24 protein-coding genes are annotated in these 24,871 nt (G+C 71.5%); 22 read left to right on the top strand and 2 right to left on the bottom strand.

The window, feature by feature from the left end; translation table 11 throughout:
* Positions 1-216: 216 nt before the first annotated feature.
* From rbfA to Q4A22_RS08490, 5 genes are read left to right on the top strand one after another with little or no spacing between them, the layout of a single operon-like run.
* Complete coding sequence (gene rbfA, locus Q4A22_RS08510; protein ID WP_303178556.1) at positions 217-675, top strand: 30S ribosome-binding factor RbfA; 459 nt, start codon at positions 217-219, stop codon at positions 673-675.
* Positions 676-680: 5 nt separating this feature from the next.
* Complete coding sequence (gene truB / locus Q4A22_RS08505; protein WP_303178555.1) at positions 681-1,757, top strand: tRNA pseudouridine(55) synthase TruB; 1,077 nt, start codon at positions 681-683, stop codon at positions 1,755-1,757.
* Between the two features lie 3 nt (positions 1,758-1,760).
* On the top strand, positions 1,761-2,132 hold the full coding sequence (locus Q4A22_RS08500; RefSeq protein WP_303178553.1) for a hypothetical protein: 372 nt from the start codon (positions 1,761-1,763) through the stop codon (positions 2,130-2,132).
* 43 nt (positions 2,133-2,175) lie between these two features.
* Positions 2,176-2,640 carry a hypothetical protein gene (locus tag Q4A22_RS08495; protein ID WP_303178660.1) on the top strand — a complete coding sequence of 155 codons (465 nt, stop codon included), beginning with the start codon at positions 2,176-2,178 and terminating at the stop codon, positions 2,638-2,640.
* A 45-nt stretch (positions 2,641-2,685) separates the two neighbouring features.
* On the top strand, positions 2,686-3,699 hold the full coding sequence (locus Q4A22_RS08490) for a bifunctional riboflavin kinase/FAD synthetase (RefSeq protein ID WP_303178551.1): 1,014 nt from the start codon (positions 2,686-2,688) through the stop codon (positions 3,697-3,699).
* A gap of 104 nt (positions 3,700-3,803) precedes the next feature.
* Here the strand turns inward: Q4A22_RS08490 and Q4A22_RS08485 are convergent, their stop codons facing one another.
* Together Q4A22_RS08485 and mtnN are read right to left on the bottom strand one after the other, a co-directional pair.
* Positions 3,804-4,676 (bottom strand): aldo/keto reductase, encoded by an 873-nt coding sequence (locus tag Q4A22_RS08485; protein WP_303178549.1) that lies wholly within the window; start codon positions 4,674-4,676, stop codon positions 3,804-3,806.
* Positions 4,677-4,754: 78 nt separating this feature from the next.
* Positions 4,755-5,549, bottom strand: a complete 795-nt coding sequence (gene mtnN / locus Q4A22_RS08480) for a 5'-methylthioadenosine/S-adenosylhomocysteine nucleosidase (protein ID WP_303178547.1) — start codon at positions 5,547-5,549, stop codon at positions 4,755-4,757.
* Positions 5,550-5,737: 188 nt separating this feature from the next.
* On the opposite strand from mtnN, the gene rpsO reads away from it, so the two are divergent.
* The 17 genes from rpsO to dapF all read left to right on the top strand — a co-directional run bounded on the left by rpsO (position 5,738) and on the right by dapF (position 24,822).
* The gene (gene rpsO, locus Q4A22_RS08475) at positions 5,738-6,007 is read left to right on the top strand and encodes a 30S ribosomal protein S15 (RefSeq protein WP_012398664.1); all 270 of its coding nucleotides are present in this window, start codon (positions 5,738-5,740) and stop codon (positions 6,005-6,007) included.
* A 275-nt stretch (positions 6,008-6,282) separates the two neighbouring features.
* A complete protein-coding gene (locus Q4A22_RS08470) occupies positions 6,283-8,532 on the top strand; it encodes a polyribonucleotide nucleotidyltransferase (RefSeq protein ID WP_303178544.1) in 2,250 nt (749 codons plus the stop codon).
* Between the two features lie 21 nt (positions 8,533-8,553).
* The gene (locus Q4A22_RS08465; protein ID WP_303178542.1) at positions 8,554-9,957 is read left to right on the top strand and encodes a pitrilysin family protein; all 1,404 of its coding nucleotides are present in this window, start codon (positions 8,554-8,556) and stop codon (positions 9,955-9,957) included.
* A gap of 11 nt (positions 9,958-9,968) precedes the next feature.
* On the top strand, positions 9,969-10,727 hold the full coding sequence (dapB, locus tag Q4A22_RS08460; RefSeq protein ID WP_303178541.1) for a 4-hydroxy-tetrahydrodipicolinate reductase: 759 nt from the start codon (positions 9,969-9,971) through the stop codon (positions 10,725-10,727).
* Positions 10,724-11,359, top strand: a complete 636-nt coding sequence (locus Q4A22_RS08455) for a hypothetical protein (RefSeq protein ID WP_303178539.1) — start codon at positions 10,724-10,726, stop codon at positions 11,357-11,359. The genes dapB and Q4A22_RS08455 overlap by 4 nt, the downstream gene beginning before the upstream one ends.
* Positions 11,360-11,368: 9 nt before the next feature.
* A complete protein-coding gene (gene dapA, locus Q4A22_RS08450; protein ID WP_303178537.1) occupies positions 11,369-12,304 on the top strand; it encodes a 4-hydroxy-tetrahydrodipicolinate synthase in 936 nt (311 codons plus the stop codon).
* 16 nt (positions 12,305-12,320) lie between these two features.
* A complete protein-coding gene (locus Q4A22_RS08445; protein WP_303178535.1) occupies positions 12,321-14,015 on the top strand; it encodes a ribonuclease J in 1,695 nt (564 codons plus the stop codon).
* A 76-nt stretch (positions 14,016-14,091) separates the two neighbouring features.
* Positions 14,092-16,995 (top strand): DNA translocase FtsK, encoded by a 2,904-nt coding sequence (locus Q4A22_RS08440; RefSeq protein ID WP_303178534.1) that lies wholly within the window; start codon positions 14,092-14,094, stop codon positions 16,993-16,995.
* Entirely contained in the window at positions 16,992-17,624 is a 633-nt protein-coding gene (gene pgsA / locus Q4A22_RS08435) for a CDP-diacylglycerol--glycerol-3-phosphate 3-phosphatidyltransferase (RefSeq protein WP_303178533.1), read from the top strand. The genes Q4A22_RS08440 and pgsA overlap by 4 nt, the downstream gene beginning before the upstream one ends.
* Complete coding sequence (locus Q4A22_RS08430) at positions 17,621-18,154, top strand: CinA family protein (protein WP_303178532.1); 534 nt, start codon at positions 17,621-17,623, stop codon at positions 18,152-18,154. Before pgsA ends, Q4A22_RS08430 begins: the two co-directional genes overlap by 4 nt.
* A 151-nt stretch (positions 18,155-18,305) precedes the next feature.
* Positions 18,306-18,731 (top strand): helix-turn-helix domain-containing protein, encoded by a 426-nt coding sequence (locus tag Q4A22_RS08425; RefSeq protein WP_303178530.1) that lies wholly within the window; start codon positions 18,306-18,308, stop codon positions 18,729-18,731.
* 320 nt (positions 18,732-19,051) lie between these two features.
* The gene (locus tag Q4A22_RS08420; protein ID WP_303178528.1) at positions 19,052-19,273 is read left to right on the top strand and encodes a DUF3046 domain-containing protein; all 222 of its coding nucleotides are present in this window, start codon (positions 19,052-19,054) and stop codon (positions 19,271-19,273) included.
* Between the two features lie 233 nt (positions 19,274-19,506).
* The gene (gene recA, locus Q4A22_RS08415) at positions 19,507-20,658 is read left to right on the top strand and encodes a recombinase RecA (protein WP_303178526.1); all 1,152 of its coding nucleotides are present in this window, start codon (positions 19,507-19,509) and stop codon (positions 20,656-20,658) included.
* Positions 20,659-20,802: 144 nt separating this feature from the next.
* On the top strand, positions 20,803-21,321 hold the full coding sequence (locus tag Q4A22_RS08410; RefSeq protein WP_303178524.1) for a regulatory protein RecX: 519 nt from the start codon (positions 20,803-20,805) through the stop codon (positions 21,319-21,321).
* A gap of 85 nt (positions 21,322-21,406) precedes the next feature.
* On the top strand, positions 21,407-22,930 hold the full coding sequence (gene miaB, locus Q4A22_RS08405) for a tRNA (N6-isopentenyl adenosine(37)-C2)-methylthiotransferase MiaB (protein ID WP_303178658.1): 1,524 nt from the start codon (positions 21,407-21,409) through the stop codon (positions 22,928-22,930).
* 13 nt (positions 22,931-22,943) lie between these two features.
* Positions 22,944-23,885, top strand: a complete 942-nt coding sequence (gene miaA / locus Q4A22_RS08400) for a tRNA (adenosine(37)-N6)-dimethylallyltransferase MiaA (RefSeq protein ID WP_303178655.1) — start codon at positions 22,944-22,946, stop codon at positions 23,883-23,885.
* Positions 23,878-24,822, top strand: coding sequence for a diaminopimelate epimerase (gene dapF / locus Q4A22_RS08395; RefSeq protein WP_303178522.1), 945 nt, complete (start codon positions 23,878-23,880; stop codon positions 24,820-24,822). The genes miaA and dapF overlap by 8 nt, the downstream gene beginning before the upstream one ends.
* The last annotated feature ends 49 nt before the right edge of the window (positions 24,823-24,871 follow it).

Below are 24,871 nucleotides of genomic sequence, written 5' to 3'. Positions count from 1 at the left end.
CGCCCCCCGCGGCCCCCCCCCCCCCGGGGGGGGGGGGGGGGGGGCCCCCCCGCCGCCGGGGGGGGGGGGGCCGGCGGCCCCGGGGGGGGGGGCCGCGCCCCCCCGGCCCGCACAGCCGGCGCCCCGGGGTGCCCCGCTTCACGCGGGCGTGCCCGGTGCGCCGACCCCAGGATTTCGCAGCGCCCCCGGTGCTGCCAGAACACGAGGAGTTCCACCATGGCCGACGCCGCACGCGCCGCCCGCCTGGCCGATCGCATCAAGGTGATCGTCGCCCAGGCTCTCGAACGCAGGATCAAGGACCCCCGCGTCGGTTTCGTGACGGTCACGGACGCCCGCGTGACCAACGACCTGCAGCACGCCACGCTGTACTACACCGTGTACGGGGACGAGGAGCAGCGCGCCGAGACGGCACGCGCCCTGGAGTCTGCCAAGGGTGTGCTGCGCGCCGAGGTGGGCAAGAACATCACCGCCCGGCTGACCCCCACGCTCACGTTCGTGGCAGACGAGATCCCCGCGGACGCCGCGCGCCTGGAGGACCTCCTGCGCACGGCGCGGGAGAAGGACGCCCAGGTGGCCGAGCAGGCCCAGGGCGCGGCGTACGCGGCGGGGGAGGATGCCTACCGCACCTCTGACGAGGCCGACGCCGCCGGGTCCGAGAACACGCCGCGGGACTGACACCGGTGGCACCAGGACAGGACGTCCCGAGCCCGGCCCCCTCCCTGCCGAGGGTGGCCGGGCTCGTCGTCGTGGACAAGCCGCTGGGCTGGACCTCCCACGACGTCGTCTCGCGGATGCGGCGGCTCGCGGGCACCCGGAAGGTGGGTCATGCCGGAACACTGGACCCGGCGGCGTCGGGCGTGCTGGTGCTCGGCGTGGAGAAGGCCACCAAGCTGCTCACGTACGTGACCGGCACGGACAAGACCTACCGCGCGGGCATCCGCCTGGGCGCGGCCACCGTGACGGACGACGCCGAGGGGGAGGTCACGCGCACGGCCTCGCGCCAGCAGCTGGCGGGGGTCACGGACGAGCGTCTCACGGCGGCGGTCGCGGAGCTCACGGGTGAGATCCAGCAGGTGCCCTCCGCCGTGAGCGCCATCAAGGTGGACGGGCAGCGCTCCTACGCGCGGGTGCGCAACGGCGAGGACGTGACGCTCGGGGCCCGCCCGGTGACCGTGAGCTCCTTCGAGGTCCACTACGTGGAGCGTGTGGCGGCAGACGGGGACGCACCCGGGTGCATCGACGTGGCCGCCACCGTCACGTGCTCCTCCGGGACCTACATCCGCGCGCTGGCCCGGGACATGGGGGAGGCACTCGGAGTGGGGGGCCACCTCACGTCCCTGCGCCGCACGCGCGTGGGCTCCTTCACCCTGGATCAGGCCCACACCCTGGAGGAGCTGGGTGAGCAGGTCGCGGCGGGCGGCACCGTGGCCACCCTGCCGATCGCGGAGGCTGCCCGGAGGCTGTTCCCGGTGCGGGAGCTGGACGCGGAGCAGGCCACGGACCTCTCGCACGGCCGGCGGATCACCGCCACCCCGGACGAGGTCCTGGGTGGCGCGGGTCCCGGCGCCACGGTGGCGTGCTTCGCACCGGACGGCACCCTGGTGGCCCTCGCCGAGAACCGCGGGGGAGCCGGGAAGAGGTACGCCACCTCGGTCCTGGGGATCACCGTGGGAACCCGCTTCTCCGCGGGCGCCGCTGCCGGGGACGTCGTCGCGGACGTGCTCCCGGACCGGCGTACGGACGGAATGGAGGCATAGGTCATGCTGTGGGGATACGACGGCTGGTTCTGGGCCTCCGTGGTCCTGGGAGCTCTTTCCTGCGTGGTCTGCCTGGTGCAGGCGCTGCGCGGTCGCGCGCCGGACGACTGGACCCAGGGATCCGTGCTGGTGCTCGAGGCGTTCCTGCTGGTCTACTGCGTGGGCTCCGTGCTGCTGCCCGTCCTGGGGCCCGCGGCCTCCGGCAGCCTGCTGGAGTACTGGGGCTACCTGCTCACCGCGCTGCTGATCCCGGCCGGCACGTTCGTGTGGTCGCTGGTGGAGCGCTCCCGCTGGTCCACGCTGATCCTCGCGGCCGCTGGGCCCGTGGTGGTCGTGATGGTCTACCGCATGAATTTCATCTACTACTACCAGTGAGCCGCCCCGGGCGGCCGTTCCGCCCGTCCCCGAAAGGACCATGATGGATCGCGAGTCCTCCCACAGCACCCTGCAGCAGCGCTTCGGCCGCTCCGGGCCCCGGCGCACGGACCGCAAGAGCTCGGGCTTCGGGCGGGTGCTGATCGTCGTGTACTGGGTGTTCTCCCTCTCCGCGGGCGTGCGCTCCCTGTACCAGCTGGTCACGGAGTTCGGCGTGGCGCCGGTGGCGATCCTGCTCTCCACGCTCTCGGCGGCCATCTACGTGCTGGCCACCGTGGCGCTGTCCCGGACGGGTGCCGGGTGGCACCGCGTGGCCACCTGGGCGGTGGGCGCGGAGCTCGTGGGCGTCCTGGGAGTGGGGCTGCTGAGCGTGGCCGATCCCGGCCTGTTCCCCAAGGCCAGCGTGTGGTCCCACTTCGGCCAGGGGTACGGCTACGTGCCGCTCGTGCTGCCCGTGGTGGGTCTCGTGTGGCTGTGGCTGACGCGGCCCTCACGCCCGGAGCGGTAGGCTCTACCCGTTGCGTCACCCACCCGGAAGACATCGAGGAGAACTGTGATTCGCTGGAGAAGCCTGGACGAGGTCACGCCGGGGTTCGGTCCCTCCGTGGTGAGCATCGGCAACTTCGACGGTGTCCACCGCGGCCACCAGGAGGTCTTCGCGCGCCTGCTGGAGACCGCCGAGCAGCGCGGTGCGCGCTCCGTGGTGGTCACCTTCGACCCCCACCCGGCCCTCGTGCACCGTCCCGACTCGCACCCCGGTCTCATCATGGGTCTCGAGGACAAGCTGGACGCGCTGGAGCAGACCGGCGTGGACGCGGTGCTCGTGCTGCCCTACAGCCTCGAGTTCTCCGAGCTGAGTCCCGAGAGCTTCGTGGTGGACTACCTCGTGCGCCCGCTCGGCGCCGTGTCGCTGGTCATCGGCTCGGACGTCCGGCTTGGCCGGAACAACTCCGGGGACCTCGGCGCCATCACCGAGCTGGGGCGCGAGCACGGCTTCGACGTGGTGGTCGTGCAGGACGTCCCCGGCACCCCCGCTGGTGGCGACGGCGCCCGCGCCGGTGCCGAGAGCCGTCGCGAGGACCGCCGGTGCTCCTCCACCTGGGTGCGCTCGTGCCTGGAGGCCGGGGACATCGAGGGCGCGGCCCGGCTGCTGGGCCGCCCGCACCGCATGCGCGGCGAGGTGGTCCACGGAGCGGCGCGGGGCCGTCAGCTCGGCTTCCCCACGGCGAACCTCGCGCCCGCGGCCACGGGCTTCGTTCCCGCGGACGGCGTGTACGCCGGGTGGCTCGTGGACCAGGACGGCACCCGGTGGCCCACCGCCATCTCCGTGGGCTCCAACCCCACCTTCGACGGTGTCACCCGGCAGGTCGAGGCGCACGTGATCGACCGGCCCGAGGAGGCCGTGGAGGACTTCGACCTCTACGGGCAGACCGTGGTGGTGGAGTTCGTGGAGCGGCTGCGGGGCATGGTGGCCTACCGCGGCATCGACGCCCTGGTGTTCCAGATGCGCGACGACGTCAACCGCACCCGCGACATCCTGCGCAGGCACTCCCGCGACGAGCACTGAGGCACCCGGGCGCCGCAGAACCGCCACCGCCCGGCACCGGGCCGTGGCCCACGACGACGCCGTGACGCCGGTCGCGGGGCACGGCACCCCGCGACCGGCGCACCTCACATCTCCTCGTGGACCGCGGGGTCGAAGCCCGAGCCGCTGATGCCCGTGTGCATCATGCGCAGCCGCTCCATCTGCTCGTCCGTGAGCTCCCACCCGAAGACGTCGATGTTCTCCGCCATGCGCCCGGTGTCCGAGGACTTCGGGATGGGCACGATCCCTGACTGCACGTGCCAGCGCAGCACCACCTGGGCGGGGGTGCGGCCCTGGTGGCGTGCGATCTCCGCGAGCCACTCGCTCTGCAGCAGGTCGGTCTTGCGTCCCAGCGGGGACCACGCCTGGGTGAGGATCCGGTGCTCGTCGTGGAACGCCCGCAGGGCCTCCTGCTGGTACTGGGGGTGCAGCTCCACCTGGTTCACCACGGGCATCTCCCCGGTCTCCGCCTCCAGGCGCAGCAGGTGCTCGGGGAGGAAGTTGGAGACGCCGAGGGAGCGGACGAGCCCCTCGTCCCGGGCCTCGCGCATGGCCTGCCACGTCTGGACGTACAGGTCCGCGGACGGGTTGGGCCAGTGGATGAGGTACAGGTCCAGGTGGTCCGTGCCCAGCCGCTCGAGGGTCCCCTCCAGGGAACGACGAACTCCGTCGCGGCCCTGGTCCCGCCCCGGGATCTTGGAGGCCAGGAACACCTCGTCGCGGGGGATCCCGCTGCTGCGGATCCCGCGGCCCACGCCGCGCTCGTTGCCGTAGTTCACCGCGGTGTCGACGAGCCGGTAGCCCCGCCACAGCGCCTCGGGGATCAGGGCCTCCGCCTCGGCGTCGTCCATGGGGTAGGTCCCGAATCCCAGCTGGGGGATCTCGTGGCCGTCGCGCAGCACGTGGGCGGCCGCGTCCGGGACCGCGTCCCGCAGGTCCTTGGTCTTCTCGTCACTCATGGGTTCCTCTGTTCTCCTCGACGTGTGGGTGGACGGTTCTGGGGCGTTCTCCAGGAGGGTAGCGCCGCTGGGGGCGGCTCAGTCGTCGCGGGAGCGACCCGGCAGCGCGCCGAGCAGTGCGGTCACGGCGTCCGCGCTGATGCGCGCCACGAGGTCCAGCTCCATGTGGAACTGCTGGTCCGCGGCGGGCCCGCACAGGTCCGAGACGCCGCGCACGGCCAGGAAGTCCACCCCGCGGGTCTCGCACACCTGCGCCAGGGCGGTGCTCTCCATGTCGGTGCTCAGGGCCTCGGGGAAGGTCTGCCGGGTGCCACCCACGTTCTCGGCGGTCACGAACGAACCCCCCGCGAGCATGCTCCCGCGCCACAGGGCGTGGCCTTCGGCCGGCACCAGGGTGCTCGCGGCGGCCGCGAGGGCGGGGGAGGCGCCGAACGCCTCGGGCATTCCCGGAACCTGACCGGGCGCGTAGCCGAAGGCCGTGGCGTCCGCGTCCGTGTACCGGAACTCGGTGCCGACCACCAGGTCTCCCACGTTCACGTCCGCCCGGAGCCCGCCGCAGGAGCCGGCGGAGACCACCGCGCTCGGCTCGAACCGCTCCAGCACCGCGGTGGCGGCCGACGCCGCGTTGACCAGTCCGATGCCCGTGCACACCAGCAGCACGGGACGTCCCGCGAACTCCAGGGCGTGCAGCCGTGCCGTCCCCACCCGCTGCGGGTGCGCGCAGCGGGCGGTGGCGGAGTCCAGGAACGGGGCGGCCTCCTCCGGCATGGCCACCAGCACGGCTGGTGCGCCCACGCACGAGGCGAACAGGGCGGCGTCGTCGTGGGCCACGGAGGTGGCCGACGTGGGGGATTCGGCGTTCGTCGTCTGCATGCCGCCCATTGTCCCAGGTCCGCGCCCGGGACGGTGCGGCGTCCCGGTGAGGTGCCCGCGGACCGCATCCGTTAGACTGGTCAGTGGTCTGACTGCGGTCCGTGGCGGTCGGGCCCCGGGCACGTCCCGGACCCCGGGCGGGAATCGAACGCACCGGGCGGTCACGGTACTAACTCGAGGAGTTACCCATGGCACTGGATGCCGCGATCAAGAACCAGATCATCACCGAGTACGCGACGCACGAGGGCGACACCGGTTCGCCCGAGGTGCAGATCGCCGTTCTGTCCCGTCGGATCTCCGACCTGACCGAGCACCTGAAGATGCACAAGCACGACCACCACACCCGTCGCGGCCTCATGGCCCTGGTGGGACGCCGTCGTCGCATGCTTGACTACCTGCGTCGCACTGACATCGCCCGCTACCGTGCGCTCATTGAGCGCCTCGGCCTGCGCAAGTGATGTGAGTCCCGGGGATTCCCCGCGCTCCGCACCGGAGCGCGGGGAATCGCCACACCCGGCGCTGCTCGTGACGAGCACCGCCCGGGCCCGCAGCAGCGGGCCGCCCGCGGGCAGAGACCCGCGGGAGCACACCGAAGAACCCCAGCAGCTGTGCAGCCGCGCCGCATGTCGCGGTCCTCGACAGTGGCTTTCGCAACGCGAGAGCGGTGCGAGCGCCTCGATCGAAGACCGGTGTGTCGCGCGTGTTGCGCACCACGAAGAAATGGAGGTGACCCGTGGAGGGTCCCGAGATCCAGAGTGCAGAAGCCGTCATCGACAACGGCTCCTACGGAAAGCGCGTCGTGCGCTTCGAAACCGGGCGTCTCGCCCGTCAGGCCGCAGGCTCGGCCATGGTGTACATCGACGAGGAGACCTCGATGCTCTCCGCCACCGCGGTGGGCAAGCACCCCCGCGAGGGCTTCGACTTCTTCCCCCTCACGGTGGACGTCGAGGAGCGCATGTACGCCGCGGGCCGCATCCCCGGCTCGTTCTTCCGCCGCGAGGGCCGTCCGTCCACGGATGCGATCCTCACGTGCCGCCTGATCGACCGCCCCCTGCGCCCCGCGTTCGGCAAGGGCCTGCGCAACGAGGTGCAGGTGGTCGTCACCGTCATGTCGATTGCCCCGGACGAGATCTACAACACCGTGGCCATCAACGCCGCCTCCATGTCCACCACCCTGTCCGGGATGCCCTTCCAGGGGCCCGTGGGCGGCGTGCGCATGGCCCTCATGGCCCAGGAGGACGGCGGCCACCAGTGGATCGCCTTCCCGAAGCACTCCCAGCTGGAGAACGCCGTGTTCGACATGGCCGTGGCCGGGCGTGTGGTGACCACCAAGGACGGCGGCCAGGACGTGGCCATCATGATGGTCGAGGCCGAGGCCACCGACAACGCCTGGGAGCTCATCAAGGGCCAGGGCGCCGTGGCCCCCTCCGAGGAGCTCGTGGCCGAGGGCCTCGAGGCGTCCAAGCCCTTCATCAAGGCGCTGTGCGACGCCCAGGCGGACCTCGCGGCCCGCAACCCCAAGCCCGAGCTGGACCTGCCCCGCTTCGGGGGCTTCGGCGACGACGCCGCCGAGGCCGTGAAGGACTTCGCGGGCGAGCGCATGGCCCAGGTCTACTCGATCGCCGGCAAGCAGGAGCGCGAGGCCGCCACGGACGAGCTGCACCAGTCCACGCTGGCCGAGCTCACCGGCGAGGGCAAGCCCTTCGAGGGCCGTGCCGACGAGGTCAACGGCGCGTACCAGGCGCTGACCAAGCAGACCGTGCGCCAGCGCATCCTCAAGGACAAGGTGCGCATCGACGGCCGTGGCCTCACGGACATCCGCCAGCTCAGCGCCGAGGTGGACGTGCTCCCGCGCGTGCACGGCTCCGCGCTGTTCGAGCGCGGCGAGACCCAGATCCTGGGCGTCACCACGCTGAACATGCTGAAGCTGGAGCAGCAGATCGACTCGCTGTCCCCGGTGAAGAACAAGCGCTACATCCACCACTACAACTTCCCGCCGTACTCCACGGGCGAGACCGGCCGCGTGGGGTCGCCCAAGCGCCGCGAGATCGGCCACGGCGCCCTCGCCGAGCGTGCGATCACCCCCGTGCTGCCCACGCGCGAGGAGTTCCCGTACGCCATCCGCCAGGTCTCCGAGGCGCTGGGCTCCAACGGCTCCACGTCCATGGGCTCGGTGTGCGCGTCCACGCTGTCCCTGTACAACGCCGGTGTGCCGTTGCGGGCCCCCGTGGCGGGCATCGCCATGGGCCTGGTCTCGGACACCGTGGACGGCGAGGTCCAGTACGCGGCCCTGACCGACATCCTCGGTGCCGAGGACGCCCTGGGCGACATGGACTTCAAGGTGGCCGGCACCTCCGAGTTCGTCACGGCCATCCAGCTGGACACCAAGCTCGACGGCATCCCCGCCTCCGTGCTGGCGTCCGCACTGACCCAGGCCCGTGAGGCCCGCCTCTACATCCTGGACGTGCTGACCTCGGTCATCGACGCCCCGGACGAGATGAGCGAGTTCGCCCCGCGCGTGATCTCCGTGACGGTTCCCGTCTCCAAGATCGGCGAGGTCATCGGCCCCAAGGGCAAGATGATCAACCAGATCCAGGAGGACACCGGCACGGACATCTCCATCGAGGACGACGGCACCGTGTACATCGGTGCCACGGACGGCCCCTCCGCCGAGGCCGCGCGCTCCGCGATCAACGCGATCGCGAACCCGCAGGTCCCCGAGGTGGGTGAGCGCTACCTGGGCACCGTGGTCAAGACCACCACGTTCGGTGCGTTCGTGTCCCTGACTCCGGGCAAGGACGGTCTGCTGCACATCTCCGAGATGCGCAAGCTCAACGACGACAAGCGCGTCAACGAGGTGGACGACGTCCTCTCCGTGGGCCAGAAGGTCCAGGTGGAGATCACCAAGGTGGACGACCGCGGGAAGCTGTCGCTCGCCCCGGTGGTGGCCGAGTCCGACGCCGCGGCCGACGACGAGAACTGAGCAGAGGGTCTTCACGCATCGATGACATTCGTCGACCTTCCCCTGGAGGCGGGCGTTCCCGCGGAGCACGGCTCCGAGGCGGACGCCCGCCTTCGGGCGTCTGGAGATCCTGACCGCGGTCGGGGCTTCACCCACGTGGTCCATGACGACGCCGACGGCGCCGTCGTCACGCGCACCGTGCTCCCGTGCGGCACGCGCGTGCTCACCGAGCGGATGCCGGGCCAGCGCTCGGTGTCCGTGGGCTTCTGGGTCAGCCTGGGCTCCCGCGACGAGGCGCCTGGCATGCTCGGTTCCACCCACTTCCTGGAGCACCTGCTGTTCAAGGGCACGGCCCGGCGCAGCGCCCTGGAGATCGCGGAGGCCTTCGACCGCGTGGGCGGGGAGTCCAACGCGTTCACCTCCCACGAGCACACGTGCTACCACGCGCGGGTGCTCTCGGAGGCGCTGCCCATGGCCGTGGACGTGCTCACGGACATGGTCACGGGAGCCGTCCTGGACCCCGAGGAGTTCGACCGCGAGCGCGGCGTGATCCTCGAGGAGATCGCGATGGACCGGGACGACCCCACGGACTTCGCGTTCGAGCAGTTCACGGCGCAGGTGTTCAACGGCTCGGCGCTCGCGCGTCCCATCGCGGGCACCTCGGAGGAGATCCGCGGGGTGGCACGGGACGCCGTGTGGCGCCACTACCGGGAGGCCTACCGGCCGGAGAACCTGGTGGTCACGGTGGCCGGCGGGCTGGAGCACGAGGCCGTGGTGTCCCTGGTCCGCGAGTCGCTGGCGCGCGCAGGCTGGGACCCGGACGCCCCGGGCCGCCCGGGTGCACGGCGCCCCACCGCTCCGGCGGTGCTGCGTCCGGTGACGGGCACCCGGTTCCACGACCGGCCGGTGGAGCAGGCGAACGTGGTGCTGGGCGGGTCCGGGCTGCGTTCCGGGGACGAGCGGCGCTTCGCGATGACGGTGCTCAACGCCGCTCTGGGCGGTGGGATGTCCTCGCGGCTGTTCCACACCATCCGGGAGCAGAAGGGGCTCGCGTACTCCACGTTCTCGTTCTCGGGCTCCTACTCGGACGCGGGGTTCTTCGGCATGTACGCCGGGTGCACCGCGGAGCGGGTGGACCGGGTGAGCGAGCTGATGCGCGCGGAGCTCGACCGTCTGGCCCAGGACGGAATGGACGCCGCGGAGCTGGCGAAGGTCGAGGGCCAGCTCAGCGGTGCCACCGTGCTCGCGCTCGAGGACACGGGATCGCGCATGTCGCGCCTGGGCTCGGCGGAGCTGAAGACGGGCAAGTTCATGGACGTGGACGAGTCGCTGCGGCGGATCCGCGCGGTGACCTCCCAGGACGTGCAGGACCTGGCGGCCCGGTTGTCCGGGGACGCCACCGTGCGCACGGTGGTGGGCCCCGGGGCCGGAGAGACACAGGAGTGAGGCGGAGGACGATGCAGCAGAAGACCAGGGTGGCCGTGCTGGGCCGCGACGGCCGCATGGGCTCCGAGGCGGTGCGCGCCGTCACGGACGCGCCGGACCTCGAGCTCGTGGCCGCGCTCGGGCGCCAGGACGAGCTGGAGGAGCTGGTCCGGGCGGAGGCACAGGTGGTCGTGGACCTCACGGTCCCGGCCGCCACGCAGGAGAACGTGCGCTTCGCGGTCTCCCACGGCATGCACGCCGTGGTGGGCACCACGGGGTGGGACGACGCCGCCCTGGCGCAGCTGGAGGCGCAGCTCGCCGACTCGCCGGGGACCGGGGTGCTGATCGCCCCGAACTTCGCGGTGGGTGCGGTGCTCGCCATGAAGTTCTCGGAACTCGCCGCGGCGTTCTTCGAGTCGGTGGAGGTCGTGGAGCTGCACCACCCGCGCAAGCTCGACGCGCCGTCGGGCACGGCCGCCCGCACCGCGGCACTGGTGGCCGCGGCCCGGGAGGCCGCGGGTGTGGCGCCCTCGCCGGACGCCACGGAGTCGGACCCGCACGGTGCGCGCGGAGCGGACCTGGGGGGCGTGCACGTGCACTCGGTGCGCCTGCAGGGGCTCGTGGCGCACCAGGAGACGCTGCTCGGGAACACCGGGGAGCAGCTCACCATCCGTCACGACTCCTTCGACCGCGCCTCCTTCATGACCGGCGTGCTCCTCGGTGTCCGGTCGGTGGCCGGGCACCCGGGGCTCACGCACGGGCTGGACGGCTACATGGACCTCGGGCTGTGACCCGGGGGACCGGCCGCGGCGGACTGCGCTGGTGGGCCGCGGGTGCGATCGCGCTGCTCGTCCTGACGGTGCTGCTGCTGCCCATCTCCGCGGGCTCGAAGACCTGGATCATCGCGGTGCTCGTGTTCGCCGCGGTGTTCACGGTGCTCGAGGCCGGTTCAGCCGGTCGTGTGCTGGCGGCACTGATGGTGGCCCTGCTCACCGTGTACCTGGGGCTCTCGTTCCAGCGCGCGGTCCTGCTGCTGCTCAGCCCGGGGTGGATCGCCAAGCTGCTGGGCGTGGCCATGCTGGTGATTCCCGCCGTGGGAGCGTGGGCCATGGTCCGGGAGGTCCTCTTCGGGGCCCGCACCCAGCAGCTGGGCCGGGAGCTCGCCGCGCGCGGTGAGCTGCCCGCGGACGACCTGCCGCGCACCCCCTCCGGACGGTACGTGCGCTCCGCCGCGGACGAGCGCTTCGACGTCGTCCGCCGGGAGGTCGAGGCGGACCCCGCGCGGTGGGGCGGCTGGTACCGCCTGAGCCTGGCCTACTCGGCCAGCGGGGATGGCCGGCGGGCGCGCGGCGCCATGCGCACGGCGATCGCCCTGCACCGGGGCGCGGACCCCGAGACCGTCCTCGCCGGGTCGGGACGGTAACCTGTGGACATGACACTCGAGAGCACCCCTGCGCCGAAGGACCGCCCTGCCCCGCTGTTCGGGACCCTGCTGACGGCCATGATCACCGTGTTCCGCGAGGACGGGTCAGTGGACCTGGAGGCCACCGGTCGGCTGGCCGAGGAGCTCGTGGACGACGGCTGCGACGGCCTGGTGGTGTGCGGGACCACCGGCGAGTACTCCACCATGACGGACGAGGAGAACCTCTCCGTCTTCCGGGCCGTCAAGGACGCCGTGGGAGGCCGGGTGCCCCTGCTGGCGGGCACGGGCTCCAACGACACCGAGCACTCCCGGTACCTGTGCCTCGAGGCCCAGAAGATCGGCATGGACGGCCTGCTCGTGGTCACCCCGTACTACAACAAGCCCACCCAGGCGGGCGTGGAGGCGCACTTCCGCTCACTCGCGGACTCCGTGGACACTCCCGTGATGGTCTACGACATCCCCGGGCGCTCGGGGATCCCGATCGAGCCGGAGACCATGATCTCGCTCGCGTCCCACCCGAACATCGTGGCCGTGAAGGACGCCAAGGCGGACTTCGTGGCCGCGGCGCGCGTCATGGCGGAGACCGACCTGCTGTTCTACTCCGGCGACGACGCCCTCACCCTTCCGTGGATGGCGCTCGGCGCCGCCGGGCTGGTGGGCGTGACCACGCACGTGGACACCCCCCGCTACCGTCGGCTCGTGGATGCCGTCCTGGCCTCGGACCTCGAGACCGCGCGCCGGCTGAACGCCGAGCTGCTGCCCGTGGTGCGCGCCACCATGATGCGCGTGCCCGGTGCGGTGGCCGCCAAGACCATTCTTCAGTGGCAGGACCGCCTGCCGAACAACACGGTGCGCCTGCCGCACGTGACACCCACGCAGGCCGAGCTGGAGCAGATCCGAGCGGATCTGAGCACGTCGGTCGTTGCGGACACTCTGATCAACTAAAGACGAAAGGGGTCTCATGACCCAGTGGAACACCACCGACCTCGCCAAGCCGCCGGCACTCGCGAAGGACACCCTCCGCGTCACGCCCCTGGGCGGGCTGGGTGAGGTCGGACGGAACATGACCGTGTTCGAGATCAACGGGCAGCTGCTCGTGGTGGACTGCGGTGTGCTCTTCCCCGAGGAGACGCAGCCCGGTGTGGACCTGATCCTGCCGGACATCAACAACATCCGGGACCGCCTGGACGACATCGTGGCCATCGTGCTCACCCACGGCCACGAGGACCACATCGGCGCGGTGCCGTACCTGCTCAAGCGCCGCCCGGACATCCCCATCATCGGCTCGCAGCTCACCCTGGCCCTGATCGAGGCCAAGCTCCAGGAGCACCGCATCAAGCCGTTCACCATGGCCGTGCGCGAGGGTCAGGTGGAGAAGCTCGGCGAGTTCGAGTGCGAGTTCGTGGCCGTGAACCACTCCATCCCGGACGCCCTGGCCGTGTTCCTGCGGACCAAGGCCGGCACCGTGCTGCACACCGGCGACTTCAAGATGGACCAGCTGCCCCTGGACGGGCGCATCACGGACCTGCGCCACTTCGCCCGCCTCGGCGAGGAGGGCGTGGACCTGTTCCTCACGGACTCCACCAACGCCGAGGTCCCGGGGTTCATCGCCTCGGAGAAGGCCATCGGCCCCGTGCTCACGGACGTGGTCTCCCGCGCCAAGCAGCGTGTGATCGTGGCGTCGTTCTCCTCGCACGTGCACCGCGTGCAGCAGGTGCTCGACGCCGCCGTGGCCAACGGGCGCAAGGTGGTCCTCATGGGCCGCTCCATGATCCGCAACATGACGATCGCGGAGAAGCTCGGGTACCTGGACGTCCCGCCGAACGTGCTGGTGGACCAGAAGAAGGTCGGGGACTACCCGGACGACAAGCTCGTGATCATGTGCACCGGGTCCCAGGGCGAGCCGATGGCCGCGCTGTCCCGCATGGCCAACGGGGACCACAAGGTCCAGGTCAACGCGGGGGACACCGTGATCCTCGCGTCCTCCCTGATCCCGGGCAACGAGAACTCAGTGTTCCGCGTGATCAACGGGCTCATGCGCCTGGGCGCCCACGTGGTGCACAAGGGCAACGCGAAGGTCCACGTCTCGGGCCACGCAGGCGCCGGTGAGCTGCTGTACTGCTACAACATCGTGGAGCCCGAGTACGTGATGCCGGTCCACGGCGAGATCCGCCACCTGATCGCCAACGGCGAGCTCGCCCGCGAGACCGGTGTTCCCGAGGACCACGTGATCCTCGCGGAGAACGGCACCGTGGTGGACATGCACGCCGGCAAGGTCCGCATCGTGGGCCAGGTGGAGTGCGGGTTCATCTACGTGGACGGCTCCTCCGTGGGCGAGATCACGGACGCGGACCTCAAGGACCGCATGACCCTGGGCGAGGAGGGCTTCATCTCCGTGGTCACCGTGGTCAACCGGGACACCGGCAAGATCGTCTCCGGTCCGGACATCCACGCCCGTGGCGTGGCGGAGGAGGACAAGGTCTTCAACGAGATCCGTCCGAAGATCGCGGCCGCGCTCGAGGAGGCGCTGGGGGAGAGCGGCAAGAACCACAACTCCCACCAGCTGCAGCAGATCGTGCGCCGCACGGTGGGCTCCTGGGTGGCCCGCAAGCTGCGGCGCAAGCCCATGATCGTCCCGGTGGTCGTGGAGGCCTGAGCCCCCGCACACCGTGCATCGGCCCGTCCGGAACCCGTTCCGGACGGGCCGATGCACGTCCGGGTACCCTGGAGCAATGGCTCCACGAACCTCCCCCGCGCGCTCGTCGAAGACCACATCCCGGTCCAAGACCACGGCGCGCGCCCCCCGCAACGGCACGAAGACCCCCGCACGCTCCACCTCCACCGGGCCCTCCGCCGGCACCACCGCGCTGCAGGGCGTGGTCCGCGCGTGGTCGGGGGCCGGGCACGTGGTGGGAGCCGCCGTTCGCCGGGTGGGCACCGTCCGCACGGACATCGCCCCCGAGGAGCGTCGCGACGGCGGGGCCCTGGTGTGGCTCGTCCTTGCGGTGGTGCTCGCCGCAGTGGAGTGGTGGAACCTGCGCGGAGCGGGCTTCGCCCCCGTGGCCGTCCCCGCCTCCTGGGTGCACGCGGTGGCCGGTGGCACGTTCGGCTTCATGGCGCTCGTGCTGCCCATCTTCTGCTTCTGCTTCGCCGTGCGGGTCTTCCGCCACCCCGAACCCACGCAGGCGAACAACCGCGTGGCCATCGGACTGCTCGCCCTCACCGTGGCGGGCTCCGGCGCGGCCCACGTCCTCGGCGGCGCACCCGGTCTGGGCGAGGGCTTCGAGGCCGTCTGGCGTGCCGGCGGCTTCGTGGGCTTCCTCGCCGCGGATCCCCTGTCCGCGCTCATCACCCGGTGGGGCGCACTGGTGGTCTTCGCCCTCCTCGCCGTGCTGGCCCTGCTCGTCATGACGGCCACGCCCGTGGGGGAGATCGGGCCGCGCCTGGGTGAGCTCTACCGTCGCCTCACGGGGCAGACGGAGCCGCGCGGAGCCGACCTCTCGGCCCCCGAGCACGACCGCTCCTACCTCGACCCCGTCGTCCCCAAGAACGCCAAGCGCGCCGGCAAGGCGGAGCGCCGGAAGCAGCGCCAGGACCTCGACCGCTACGACGGCGACGAGGCCTTCGAGCGCGCCGTGGTGGACGAGGCCAACCGGCGGGAGGCGCGCGGGGCGGCGTCGTCTGGCGTGTTCGACGTGGGCTCCCACACCCCGCGTTCCGAGCGGGGCGCAGGCTCCTCCGCCGCACGCTCGGCGGCCGCAGAGGTGCAGGTCACCGAGGACATCCCCCGCGCGGACCCCGGGCCCCGGCCCGGCCAGAAGCGACCCACCAGGTCCCAGCAGGAGGCACAGAAGCTGCGCGAGGACCAGGGGATCGCCCCCGCGGCGGACACGGCCGCGGCGTCGGACGCCCCCGCCCTGGACGTCACGGCGGAGGCTGCCCCCACGCGCACGCACACCCCGAGCACTCCCATCCCGGCCCGCTCGGAGCAGCTGAAGCTGCAGGGCGACGTCGCCTACACCCTCCCGCCCGCCGCGGACCTCGTGCAGGGACCGCCCGCGAAGGAGCGCTCCGAGGCGAACGACCAGGTGGTGGCCGCTCTCACCAGCGTGCTGGACCAGTTCAAGGTGGACGCCGAGGTCACGGGCTTCTCCCGCGGCCCCACGGTCACCCGGTACGAGATCGAACTGGGCTCCGGGACCAAGGTGGAGCGCGTCACGGCGCTGTCCAAGAACATCGCCTACGCCGTGGCCTCCGCGGACGTCCGCATCCTCTCGCCCATCCCGGGCAAGTCCGCGATCGGCATCGAGATCCCCAACTCCGACCGCGAGACCGTGGCGCTCGGCGACGTGCTGCGCTCGCAGAAGGCGCGCGCCTCCGAGCACCCGATGGTCATGGGGGTGGGCAAGGACGTGGAGGGCGGCTTCGTGCTGGCCAACCTCGCCAAGATGCCCCACATGCTCGTGGCCGGCGCCACGGGCGCAGGCAAGTCCTCGTTCGTGAACTCCATGATCGTCTCCATCCTCATGCGCTCCACGCCGGACGAGGTGCGCCTGGTGATGGTGGACCCCAAACGCGTGGAGCTCACCGCGTACGAGGGCGTGCCGCACCTGATCACCCCGATCATCACGAACCCCAAGAAGGCGGCCGAGGCCCTGCAGTGGGTGGTGCGGGAGATGGACGCGCGCTACGACGACCTCTCGCACTTCGGCTACAAGCACATCGACGACTTCAACAAGGCGGTGCGCAACGGCAAGGTGCAGCCCGAACCGGGCTCCAAGCGCACCATCCGCCCGTACCCGTACCTGCTGGTGATCGTGGACGAGCTCGCGGACCTCATGATGGTGGCGCCCCGGGACGTGGAGGACGCCATCGTGCGCATCACCCAGCTGGCGCGTGCGGCAGGCATCCACCTGGTGCTCGCCACCCAGCGGCCGTCCGTGGACGTGGTGACGGGACTGATCAAGGCCAACGTGCCCTCCCGCATGGCGTTCGCCACCTCCTCCGTCACGGACTCGCGGGTGGTCCTGGACCAGGCCGGCGCGGAGAAGCTCATCGGACAGGGCGACGCCCTCTTCCTGCCCATGGGCGCCTCCAAGCCCATGCGCGTGCAGGGCGCGTGGGTCTCCGAGTCGGAGATCCACAAGGTCGTGGAGCACGTGAAGTCCCAGATGGCGGTGCACTACCGCGAGGACGTGGTCCAGGATGCCCCCCAGAAGACCATCGACGAGGACATCGGGGACGACCTCGACGTCCTGCTGCAGGCCGCGGAGCTCATCATCACCTCGCAGTTCGGCTCCACGTCCATGCTCCAGCGCAAGCTGCGGGTGGGCTTCGCCAAGGCGGGCCGGCTGATGGACCTGCTCGAGTCCCGCGGCGTGGTGGCCGCCTCGGAGGGCTCCAAGGCGCGCGACGTGCTGGTCAAGCCCGACGACCTCGCCGCCACCCTGGCGCTGATCCGCGGGGAGGAGCCGCCCGCTCCTCCGGCCCCCTCCACCGGGGCGCACCCCGCGCCCGCGGGCGGTTCCGTGGACTACGGCGCGGACCCCGTGGAGGCGTCCCTCGCGGACGTGGCCCACGACTACCACGACGGTTCCGACGAGTCCGAAGACGCATGGGAGTTGACTGGACGATGAGCTCACCCGAGACCACCACAGCACCGCGGGAGCCGGCCCCGAACGGCTCGAACTGGAACCTGCCGAACGCCCTCACGGCGCTGCGCATCGTGATGGTGCCGTTCTTCGTGTGGTTCCTGGTGGCCGGCGGTCCGCTGGGCCAGGAGTCACCGGGCATGCGGTGGGCGGCGGTGGTCACCTTCGGCCTCGCCATGCTCACGGACAAGCTGGACGGGGACATCGCCCGTGCGCGAAACCTCATCACGAGCTTCGGCAAGATCGCGGATCCCATTGCGGACAAGCTGCTCACCGGTGCCGCCTTCGTGGTGCTCTCCGTGCTGGGGGAGCTGTGGTGGTGGGTCACCATCGTGATCCTGGTGCGCGAGTGGGGCATCACCGTGATGCGCTTCGTGGTCATCCGCTACGGCGTGATGGCCGCCTCGAAGGGTGGCAAGACCAAGACCGTGCTCCAGACCGCCGCGCTGATCGCCCTCCTGCTGCCTCTCGCCCCCCTGGTGGGCCAGTGGTGGCTGTGGTTCGCGTGGCTGCTCACCGCCCTGGCCCTCATCGCCACGGTGGTCACGGGCGTCGACTACGTGGTCAAGGCCGTGCAGCTGCGCCGCCGCGCCCTGGGTGGGAGGGCGGTGTGACGGCGTCGCCCGGACCCACCCCGGCCGGCGACGCCGCCGAGCGCCGCTCCGAGCACGACGCCGCCTCGCTCGTACGGCGCGCCGCGCACCGGGGAGTCACACTGGGAACCGCGGAGTCGCTCACCGGCGGTGCAGTGGCATCCGAGATCGTGACGGTCCCGGGTGCCTCGGCGTGCTTCGAGGGGAGCGTGGTCAGCTACTCCCACGCCGTCAAGGAGCGCGTGCTGGGCGTGCCCCGCGAACTGCTGGCGGAGCGTGGGGCCGTGGACCCGGACGTCGCCCTCGCCATGGCGCGCGGCGCCCGTGCCGCGCTCGGCGTGGACTGGGCCGTCTCGACCACCGGTGTGGCGGGACCCGAGCCCCACGACGGCCACGCCGTGGGCACCGTCTTCATCGGGGTGAGCGGTCCCGGTTGCGAGCACGTGGAGCGCCTGCAGCTGAACGGGGACCGCGCCCGGATCCGGCAGCTCACCGTGCGCCGGGCCCTCGACACACTGGCGACTCAAATGCCATTCCCAGGGCACGCCTAGTGCAATTCACCCCGTGAGCGGGAACAATTGAAACTGCAAGCACGTTATGACAGACAGAACTTGAGCTGCAACGGCTCAGGAACTGCGAGATCGTCGCGCTGACCACAGCGTGCCGAGCCCCGTTCGTTGATACGAGGAGTAGGCAATTCACATGACGAAGCAACCCGTGTCCGTCAATGGTGTCGTCCGTTGGAAGGACGTGGGTATGGCAGATGACGTCACCGCGGAGACCCACGAACCCAAGGTGGGCGTCCTGCGCCAGGAGATCGGGGAGGTGCTGCGCAGCGTCCGGCAGCGCCAGGGACGCACCCTGCGGGAGGTCTCCCACAGCGCGCGTGTCTCCCTGGGCTACCTGAGCGAGGTGGAGCGGGGCCAGAAGGAGGCGTCCAGCGAGCTGCTGGCGTCCATCTGCGCCGCCCTGGAGGTCCCCATGTCCCAGATGCTGCGCGAGGTCGCGGACCGGCTCGCGTACGCGGAGGGCAACTTCATCCCCGACACCGTTCCCTCCGAGCTGACCGAGGAGTTCACCCGCGAGGTGCGTCAGCTGCGAGGCGGCACCTCCGCCGGGGCGCGCTGAGCGCCTGAGCCGAATCCTGGGGCTGGCCGGCGGGCTCACACCAGGGCCTGCCGGGTGGTGGACCAGCAGTCCACCGCACGTGCCCCTGGCACCCCACGAGCGGACCCGTCCTCTGGGCGGGTCCGTAGCACTGCCCGGCTCGGTCGCACTGCACGGCTGCGGTGCGCCGTGCCGACCGTGGCAGTCCATGCCACTGTGCGGCTCACGCCGTGCGGTGCCGTTGCTGCCGCGCTCCTGCTTGCGTGTCCCTGGTTCCGTGCCGCACCCCGCAAGAGGCCCGAACCACCGCCCACCTTCCGTGCCCCGAGGAGACGATGCCCATGCGAGTCAGCGCGTTCTGGGAGCTGATGGCCCACGAGTTCGGAACCGGCTACTGCCGGGTGCTGGCCGGGGATCTCGTGCTCACCGAGGTCGGTGACCGCACTGCCCTGGAGGCACTCGAGGCGGGGGTGGACCCCAGGGCCGTGTGGTTCGCCGTGTGCCGCGCCCAGGAGGTCCCGGAGTCGCGGTGGTGGGGGCCGGACCAGCCGCCGCGCCCCTGAGGGGCACCCTCCGACGCCCGAGCTCCCCGGGCCGTTCCCACCCTGTTCAGGGGTGCTCCGGGCCGGGTGCACGAGCCGGATGCGCCGGGGCCGGTTCGAAGGTATATTCGAAGGGCGTCACGCGCACTCCACAGGTCGGGCCATCCCTTATGGGTGTCGGACCCCCTGGATACCGTGGACCGCGACGACAACGACTGGCCCGTGACCCGGGCCCCCGAGATCCGAGGTGAATCATGGCAGCCAAGTCCAAGGGCGCATCCGCTCCCGCGCCCTCTCAGGTGGCGGGCTCCGATCGTCAGAAGGCACTCGACACGGTGCTCTCCCAGATCGACAAGAACTACGGCAAGGGCTCGGTCATGCGGCTGGGCGACCGCCCTGCCTCCAAGATCGAGACCATCCCCACCGGGTCCATCGCGCTGGACGTGGCCCTGGGCATCGGCGGCTTCCCCCGCGGACGCGTGGTGGAGATCTACGGCCCGGAGTCCTCGGGCAAGACCACCGTGGCCCTGCACGCCGTCGCCAGCGTTCAGAAGGCCGGTGGGATCGCCGCCTTCATCGACGCCGAGCACGCGCTGGATCCCGCCTACGCCGAGAAGCTGGGCGTGGACACCGACAACCTCCTGGTCTCGCAGCCGGACACCGGTGAGCAGGCCCTGGAGATCATGGACATGCTGGTGGGCTCCGGGTCCATCGACATCATCGTGATCGACTCGGTGGCCGCACTCGTGCCCAAGGCGGAGATCGAGGGGGAGATGGGCGACAGCCACGTGGGTCTGCAGGCCCGCCTGATGTCGCAGGCGCTGCGCAAGATCACCGGGCGGCTCTCCCACACCAACACCACCGCCATCTTCATCAACCAGCTGCGCGAGAAGATCGGCGTGTTCTTCGGTTCCCCGGAAACCACCACCGGTGGCAAGGCGCTGAAGTTCTACGCCTCGGTCCGTGTGGACGTCCGCCGCATCGAGACCCTCAAGGACGGCGCGAACCCCGTGGGCAACCGCACCCGCGCCAAGATCGTGAAGAACAAGATGGCCCCGCCCTTCAAGCAGGCCGAGTTCGACATCCTCTACGGCCAGGGCATCTCCATCGAGGGCGGGCTCATCGACATGGGCGTGGAGCACGGCATCGTCAAGAAGTCGGGTGCCTGGTTCACCTACGAGGGGGACCAGCTGGGGCAGGGCAAGGAGAACTCCCGGCGCTTCCTCAAGGACAACCCGGAGCTGGCGCAGGAGATCGAGCGCAAGATCCTGGTGAAGCTCGGGATCACCGAGGACCCGGACCAGGCCTCGCAGGATCCCCAGGGTCTCGACGCCCAGACCGGTGAGATCGATCCGGACGCGGCATTCTCACCGCAGTCGGACGATTCCGAGCTGCCCGCGTTCTAGGGCTGATCCGGCATGGAGCACTCCGCACCTCGTGGTGCCCGGCGCCGCGCCGCCTCGACCTCCCGTCGGGGCGGCGCGGCGTCCTCCGTCGGTGGCCCCGGCGACGTCGGGACCACGGCGGAGTCCCCGACGGATCCCCGTGAGGTGGCCCGGGCCATCGTGCTGCGCCAGCTCGCCGCGTCCGCCAAGTCGCGGCGGCAGCTCGAGGACAAGCTCGCGGACCGCGACATCCCGGAAGACATCGCCGAAGAGGTCCTGGACCGCTTCGAGGACGTGAACCTCGTGGACGACCGCGCCTTCGCCGAGATGTTCGTCCGCTCCCGGGCGGAGACCCGCAAGCTGTCGCGTTCGGCGCTGCGACGCGAACTGGCGCAGCGCGGCATCACCGGCTCCCTCGCGGACGAGGCCCTGGAGCAGCGAACGGACGAGGACGAGACGCGGGACGCCCACGCCCTCGTCCGGAAGAAGCTGCCGGCCCGGGTGGACCTCACGGACCGCCGCGAGCAGGACCGGCTCACCCGCCGGCTCGTGAGCATGCTGGGGCGCAAGGGGTATCCGCCCGGGATCGCGTTCGGCGTCGTGAAGGAGGAGCTCGCCCAGCTGGGAGCCGGGGACGACGACTCCTCGGACCCGGCAGGTGCCGAGGTCTGGGACACCCCGTGACCGGCTCTGCCACTGGGCCCGGGACGCTCTCCGTCGGGGCACCGGGACGATTTGACCCCCTCCCTACCATGAGGGGATGACCCAGATGCCCTCCGCCGTCCAGGACCTCGAGACCGTCCCCTCATCCGGTACCGCGCCCGCGTACGAAGTGCGCACCCTGGGGTGCCAGATGAACGCCCACGACTCCGAGCGGATCACGGGTCTGCTGGAGAGTGCGGGCTACGTCCCCGCCGTGGACCGGGACCCGGACCTCGTGGTGTTCAACACCTGCGCCGTCCGGGAGAACGCGGACAACAAGCTCTACGGCCAGCTCGGTCAGCTGGCGCCGGTGAAGCGGCGCAACGACAGGATGCAGATCGCCGTGGGCGGGTGCCTCGCACAGAAGGACCGCTCCACCATCGTGGAGCGCGCCCCCTGGGTGGACGTGGTCTTCGGCACCCACAACATCGGCTCGCTGCCCGTGCTGCTGGAGCGTGCCCGCCACAACGAGCGGGCCCAGGTGGAGATTCTGGAGGCGCTCGAGACCTTCCCCTCCGCGCTGCCCACCAAGCGCGAGCAGGCATACGCGGGGTGGGTCTCCATCTCCGTGGGCTGCAACAACACCTGCACGTTCTGCATCGTGCCCCAGCTGCGCGGCAAGGAGAAGGATCGCCGCCCCGGGGACATCCTGGCGGAGGTGCAGGCCCTGGTGGACTCGGGTGCCGTGGAGGTCACCCTGCTCGGTCAGAACGTGAACTCCTACGGCGTGGAGTTCGGGGACCGGGGTGCGTTCGCCAAGCTCCTGCGCGCGTGCGGTGACATCGACGGCCTGGAACGGGTGCGCTTCACGAGTCCCCACCCCGCGGCCTTCACGGACGACGTGATCGATGCCATGGCGGAGACCCCCAACGTGATGCCGCAGCTGCACATGCCCCTGCAGTCGGGCTCGGACGCCGTCCTCAAGCGGATGCGCCGTTCGTACCGGTCCACCCGTTTCCTGGGCATCCTCGAGCGGGTCCGCGAGCGCATCCCGCACGCGGCGATCACCACGGACATCATCGTGGGCTTCCCCGGGGAGACGGAGCAGGACTTCCAGGACACGCTCGACGTCGTCGCGGCCTCCGAGTTCTCCTCGGCCTTCACCTTCCAGTACTCGATCCGCCCGGGGACGCCCGCGGGAGAGATGACCGACCAGGTCCCCGCCGCGGTGGTGCAGGAGCGCTTCGAGCGGCTCACGGCCCTGCAGGACTCGATCAGCGCGAAGCTCAACCGTGAGCGGGTGGGCACCGCGGCGGAGGTGCTGGTCAGTGCGCAGGCCGGACGCAAGGCGGAGAGCACCCACCGTCTCTCCGGCCGAGACCGTGACCAGCGGCTCGTCCACTTCAGCGTCCCCGAGGGGTGCGAGACGCCCCGTCCGGGTGACCTGGTGACGGTGCCCGTGACCGGTGCCGCCGCCTACCACCTGCTGGCGGACCCGCGCGACGCCTCCGAGTACGCCCTGCGGCGTTCGCGCGGCGGGGACGCCTGGGAGGCGGCGCAGGCGGAGTCGTGCGGCGCGCCGTCGTCCGCCGGAGCCCCCGGAGCATCCGGGGCCGTGGGGCTCGGAATGCCCACGCTGCGGAAGCCCTGAGGGGGTGCCCGGCATCAGCGCCCGGTGGCGCCCCCCGCTCGTGGCCGTGGTGGGGCCCACCGGGACCGGCAAGTCGGACCTCGGGATCGCACTGGCGCAGCGGCTGGGCGGTGAGGTGGTCAACGCGGATGCCCTGCAGCTCTACCGCGGCCTGGACATCGGCACCGCCAAGGTGCCGCCTCAGGAGCGCGGGGGCGTGCCCCACCACCTGCTGGACGTGCTCGACATCCACCAGGAGGCGTCCGTGGCCGCGTTCCAGCGGGAGGCGCGGCGGATCGTGCGCGAGATCACGGACCGCGGTCGCGTCCCCGTGCTCGTGGGCGGCTCCGGCCTGTACGTGCGGGCGGTCGTGGACGACATCGAGTTCCCCGGCACGGATCCCGCGGTGCGGGCGGCCCGGGAGGAGCAGCTGCGCGAGCGGGGCAGGGGGCAGCTGCTCGCGGAGCTCGCGGCGGTGGATCCGGAGTCCGCGGCCCGCGTGAAGGACGACCGCCGCCTGGTGCGGGCCCTGGAGGTCCACGACGTGACGGGGCGGCCGTTCACCTCGTTCATGCCGCGGCGGCGCTACGTGGTGCCCACGGTGCAGGTGGGGCTGCACATGGATCGCGAGGTGCTCAACGACCGCCTGGCCAACCGTGTGGACATCATGCTCGAGCGGGGGTGGCTGGACGAGGTCCGTGAGCTGGCGGCAGTGGGACTGCGGGAGAGCCCCACCGCAGGCAAGGCGCTCGGCTACCCGCAGCTGCTGGCTGTGCTGGACGGCCGCAGCACTCTTGCGCAGGCCCGGGAGGAGACGGTCGTGGCCACGCGCCGGTTCACCAAGCGCCAGCGCACGTGGTTCGGTGCGGACCCCCGGGTGCACTGGCTGCACGCCGGGGACGCGGCGGGACCGGACGCCGTCGTGGACCGCGCGGTGCGGCTGGTGCGTGCTCAGTATGATGACGCGCATGAGTGAATCGACCGAGGGGACGGCACACGGGGTGTCCAGGCACGAGCTGACGGGTGCGCGGGTGGTCAAGGCGCACGGGACGGGCAACGACTTCGTGGTGTTCACGGACGCGGACGGCGGCAGGGACGTGTCCCCGGAGACCGTGCGCGCGGTCTGCGACCGCCACATGGGCCTGGGCGGGGACGGCCTGATCCGGGCGGTGCCCAGTGAGCACGTGCCCGAGGGCCGTGAGCTGCTGCGCACCGAGCCCCGTGCGGAGTGGTTCATGGACTACCGCAACGCGGACGGCTCGGTGGCCCAGATGTGCGGCAACGGTGTGCGCGTGTTCGTGGACCACCTGGTCCGCGAGGGGCTGGTGTCCCTGCCGCGCGGGGCCCGGCTGCGGATCGGCACCCGGGCGGGCGTGCGCACGGTGGCCCGCACCTCGGACGGCTACGCCGTGGACATGGGTCCCTGGAGCTTCACCCACGGGGACGAGGCCCGCGAGCGCGGTTCCGACTGCGTGGTCACCGCCGCGGGGCTCACGGTGCCGCGCCCGGGTGTGTCGATCGACATGGGCAACCCGCACACCGTCGTGGCCCTCTCCGAGGGTGAGAAGCTGGACGGTCTGGATCTGCACACGGCGCCGGTGGTGGAGCCCGCACCCGCGCAGGGCACGAACGTGGAGTTCGTGGTGCCCCTGGAGCACGAGGACTCCGACGTGGGGCGCCTGGAGATGCGCGTGCACGAGCGCGGCGTGGGGGAGACCTTCTCGTGCGGCACCGGAGCGTGCGCGGCCGCCGCGGCCACCCGCTTCTGGGGCGGCCCGGACTCGCCCGACCGCTGGTTCGTGCGCGTTCCCGGCGGGGTGCTGTCCGTGACCTTCGCCCCCGCTCCGGACGGCACCGAGCACGTGGTGCTCGCGGGTCCCGTGCGGGTGGTCGCCGAGGCCCGGCTGGTCTGAGCCGCGGCCGACACCGCACGGTACCGGGCGCCGTCGTCCGTCGCGTGCG

The organism is Kocuria sp. (assembly GCF_030530945.1).
In the GTDB taxonomy this organism is placed as follows: domain Bacteria; phylum Actinomycetota; class Actinomycetes; order Actinomycetales; family Micrococcaceae; genus Kocuria.
Note: the sequence above shows the minus strand (reverse complement) of the source record. Positions and strands in the feature narration are given on the sequence as shown.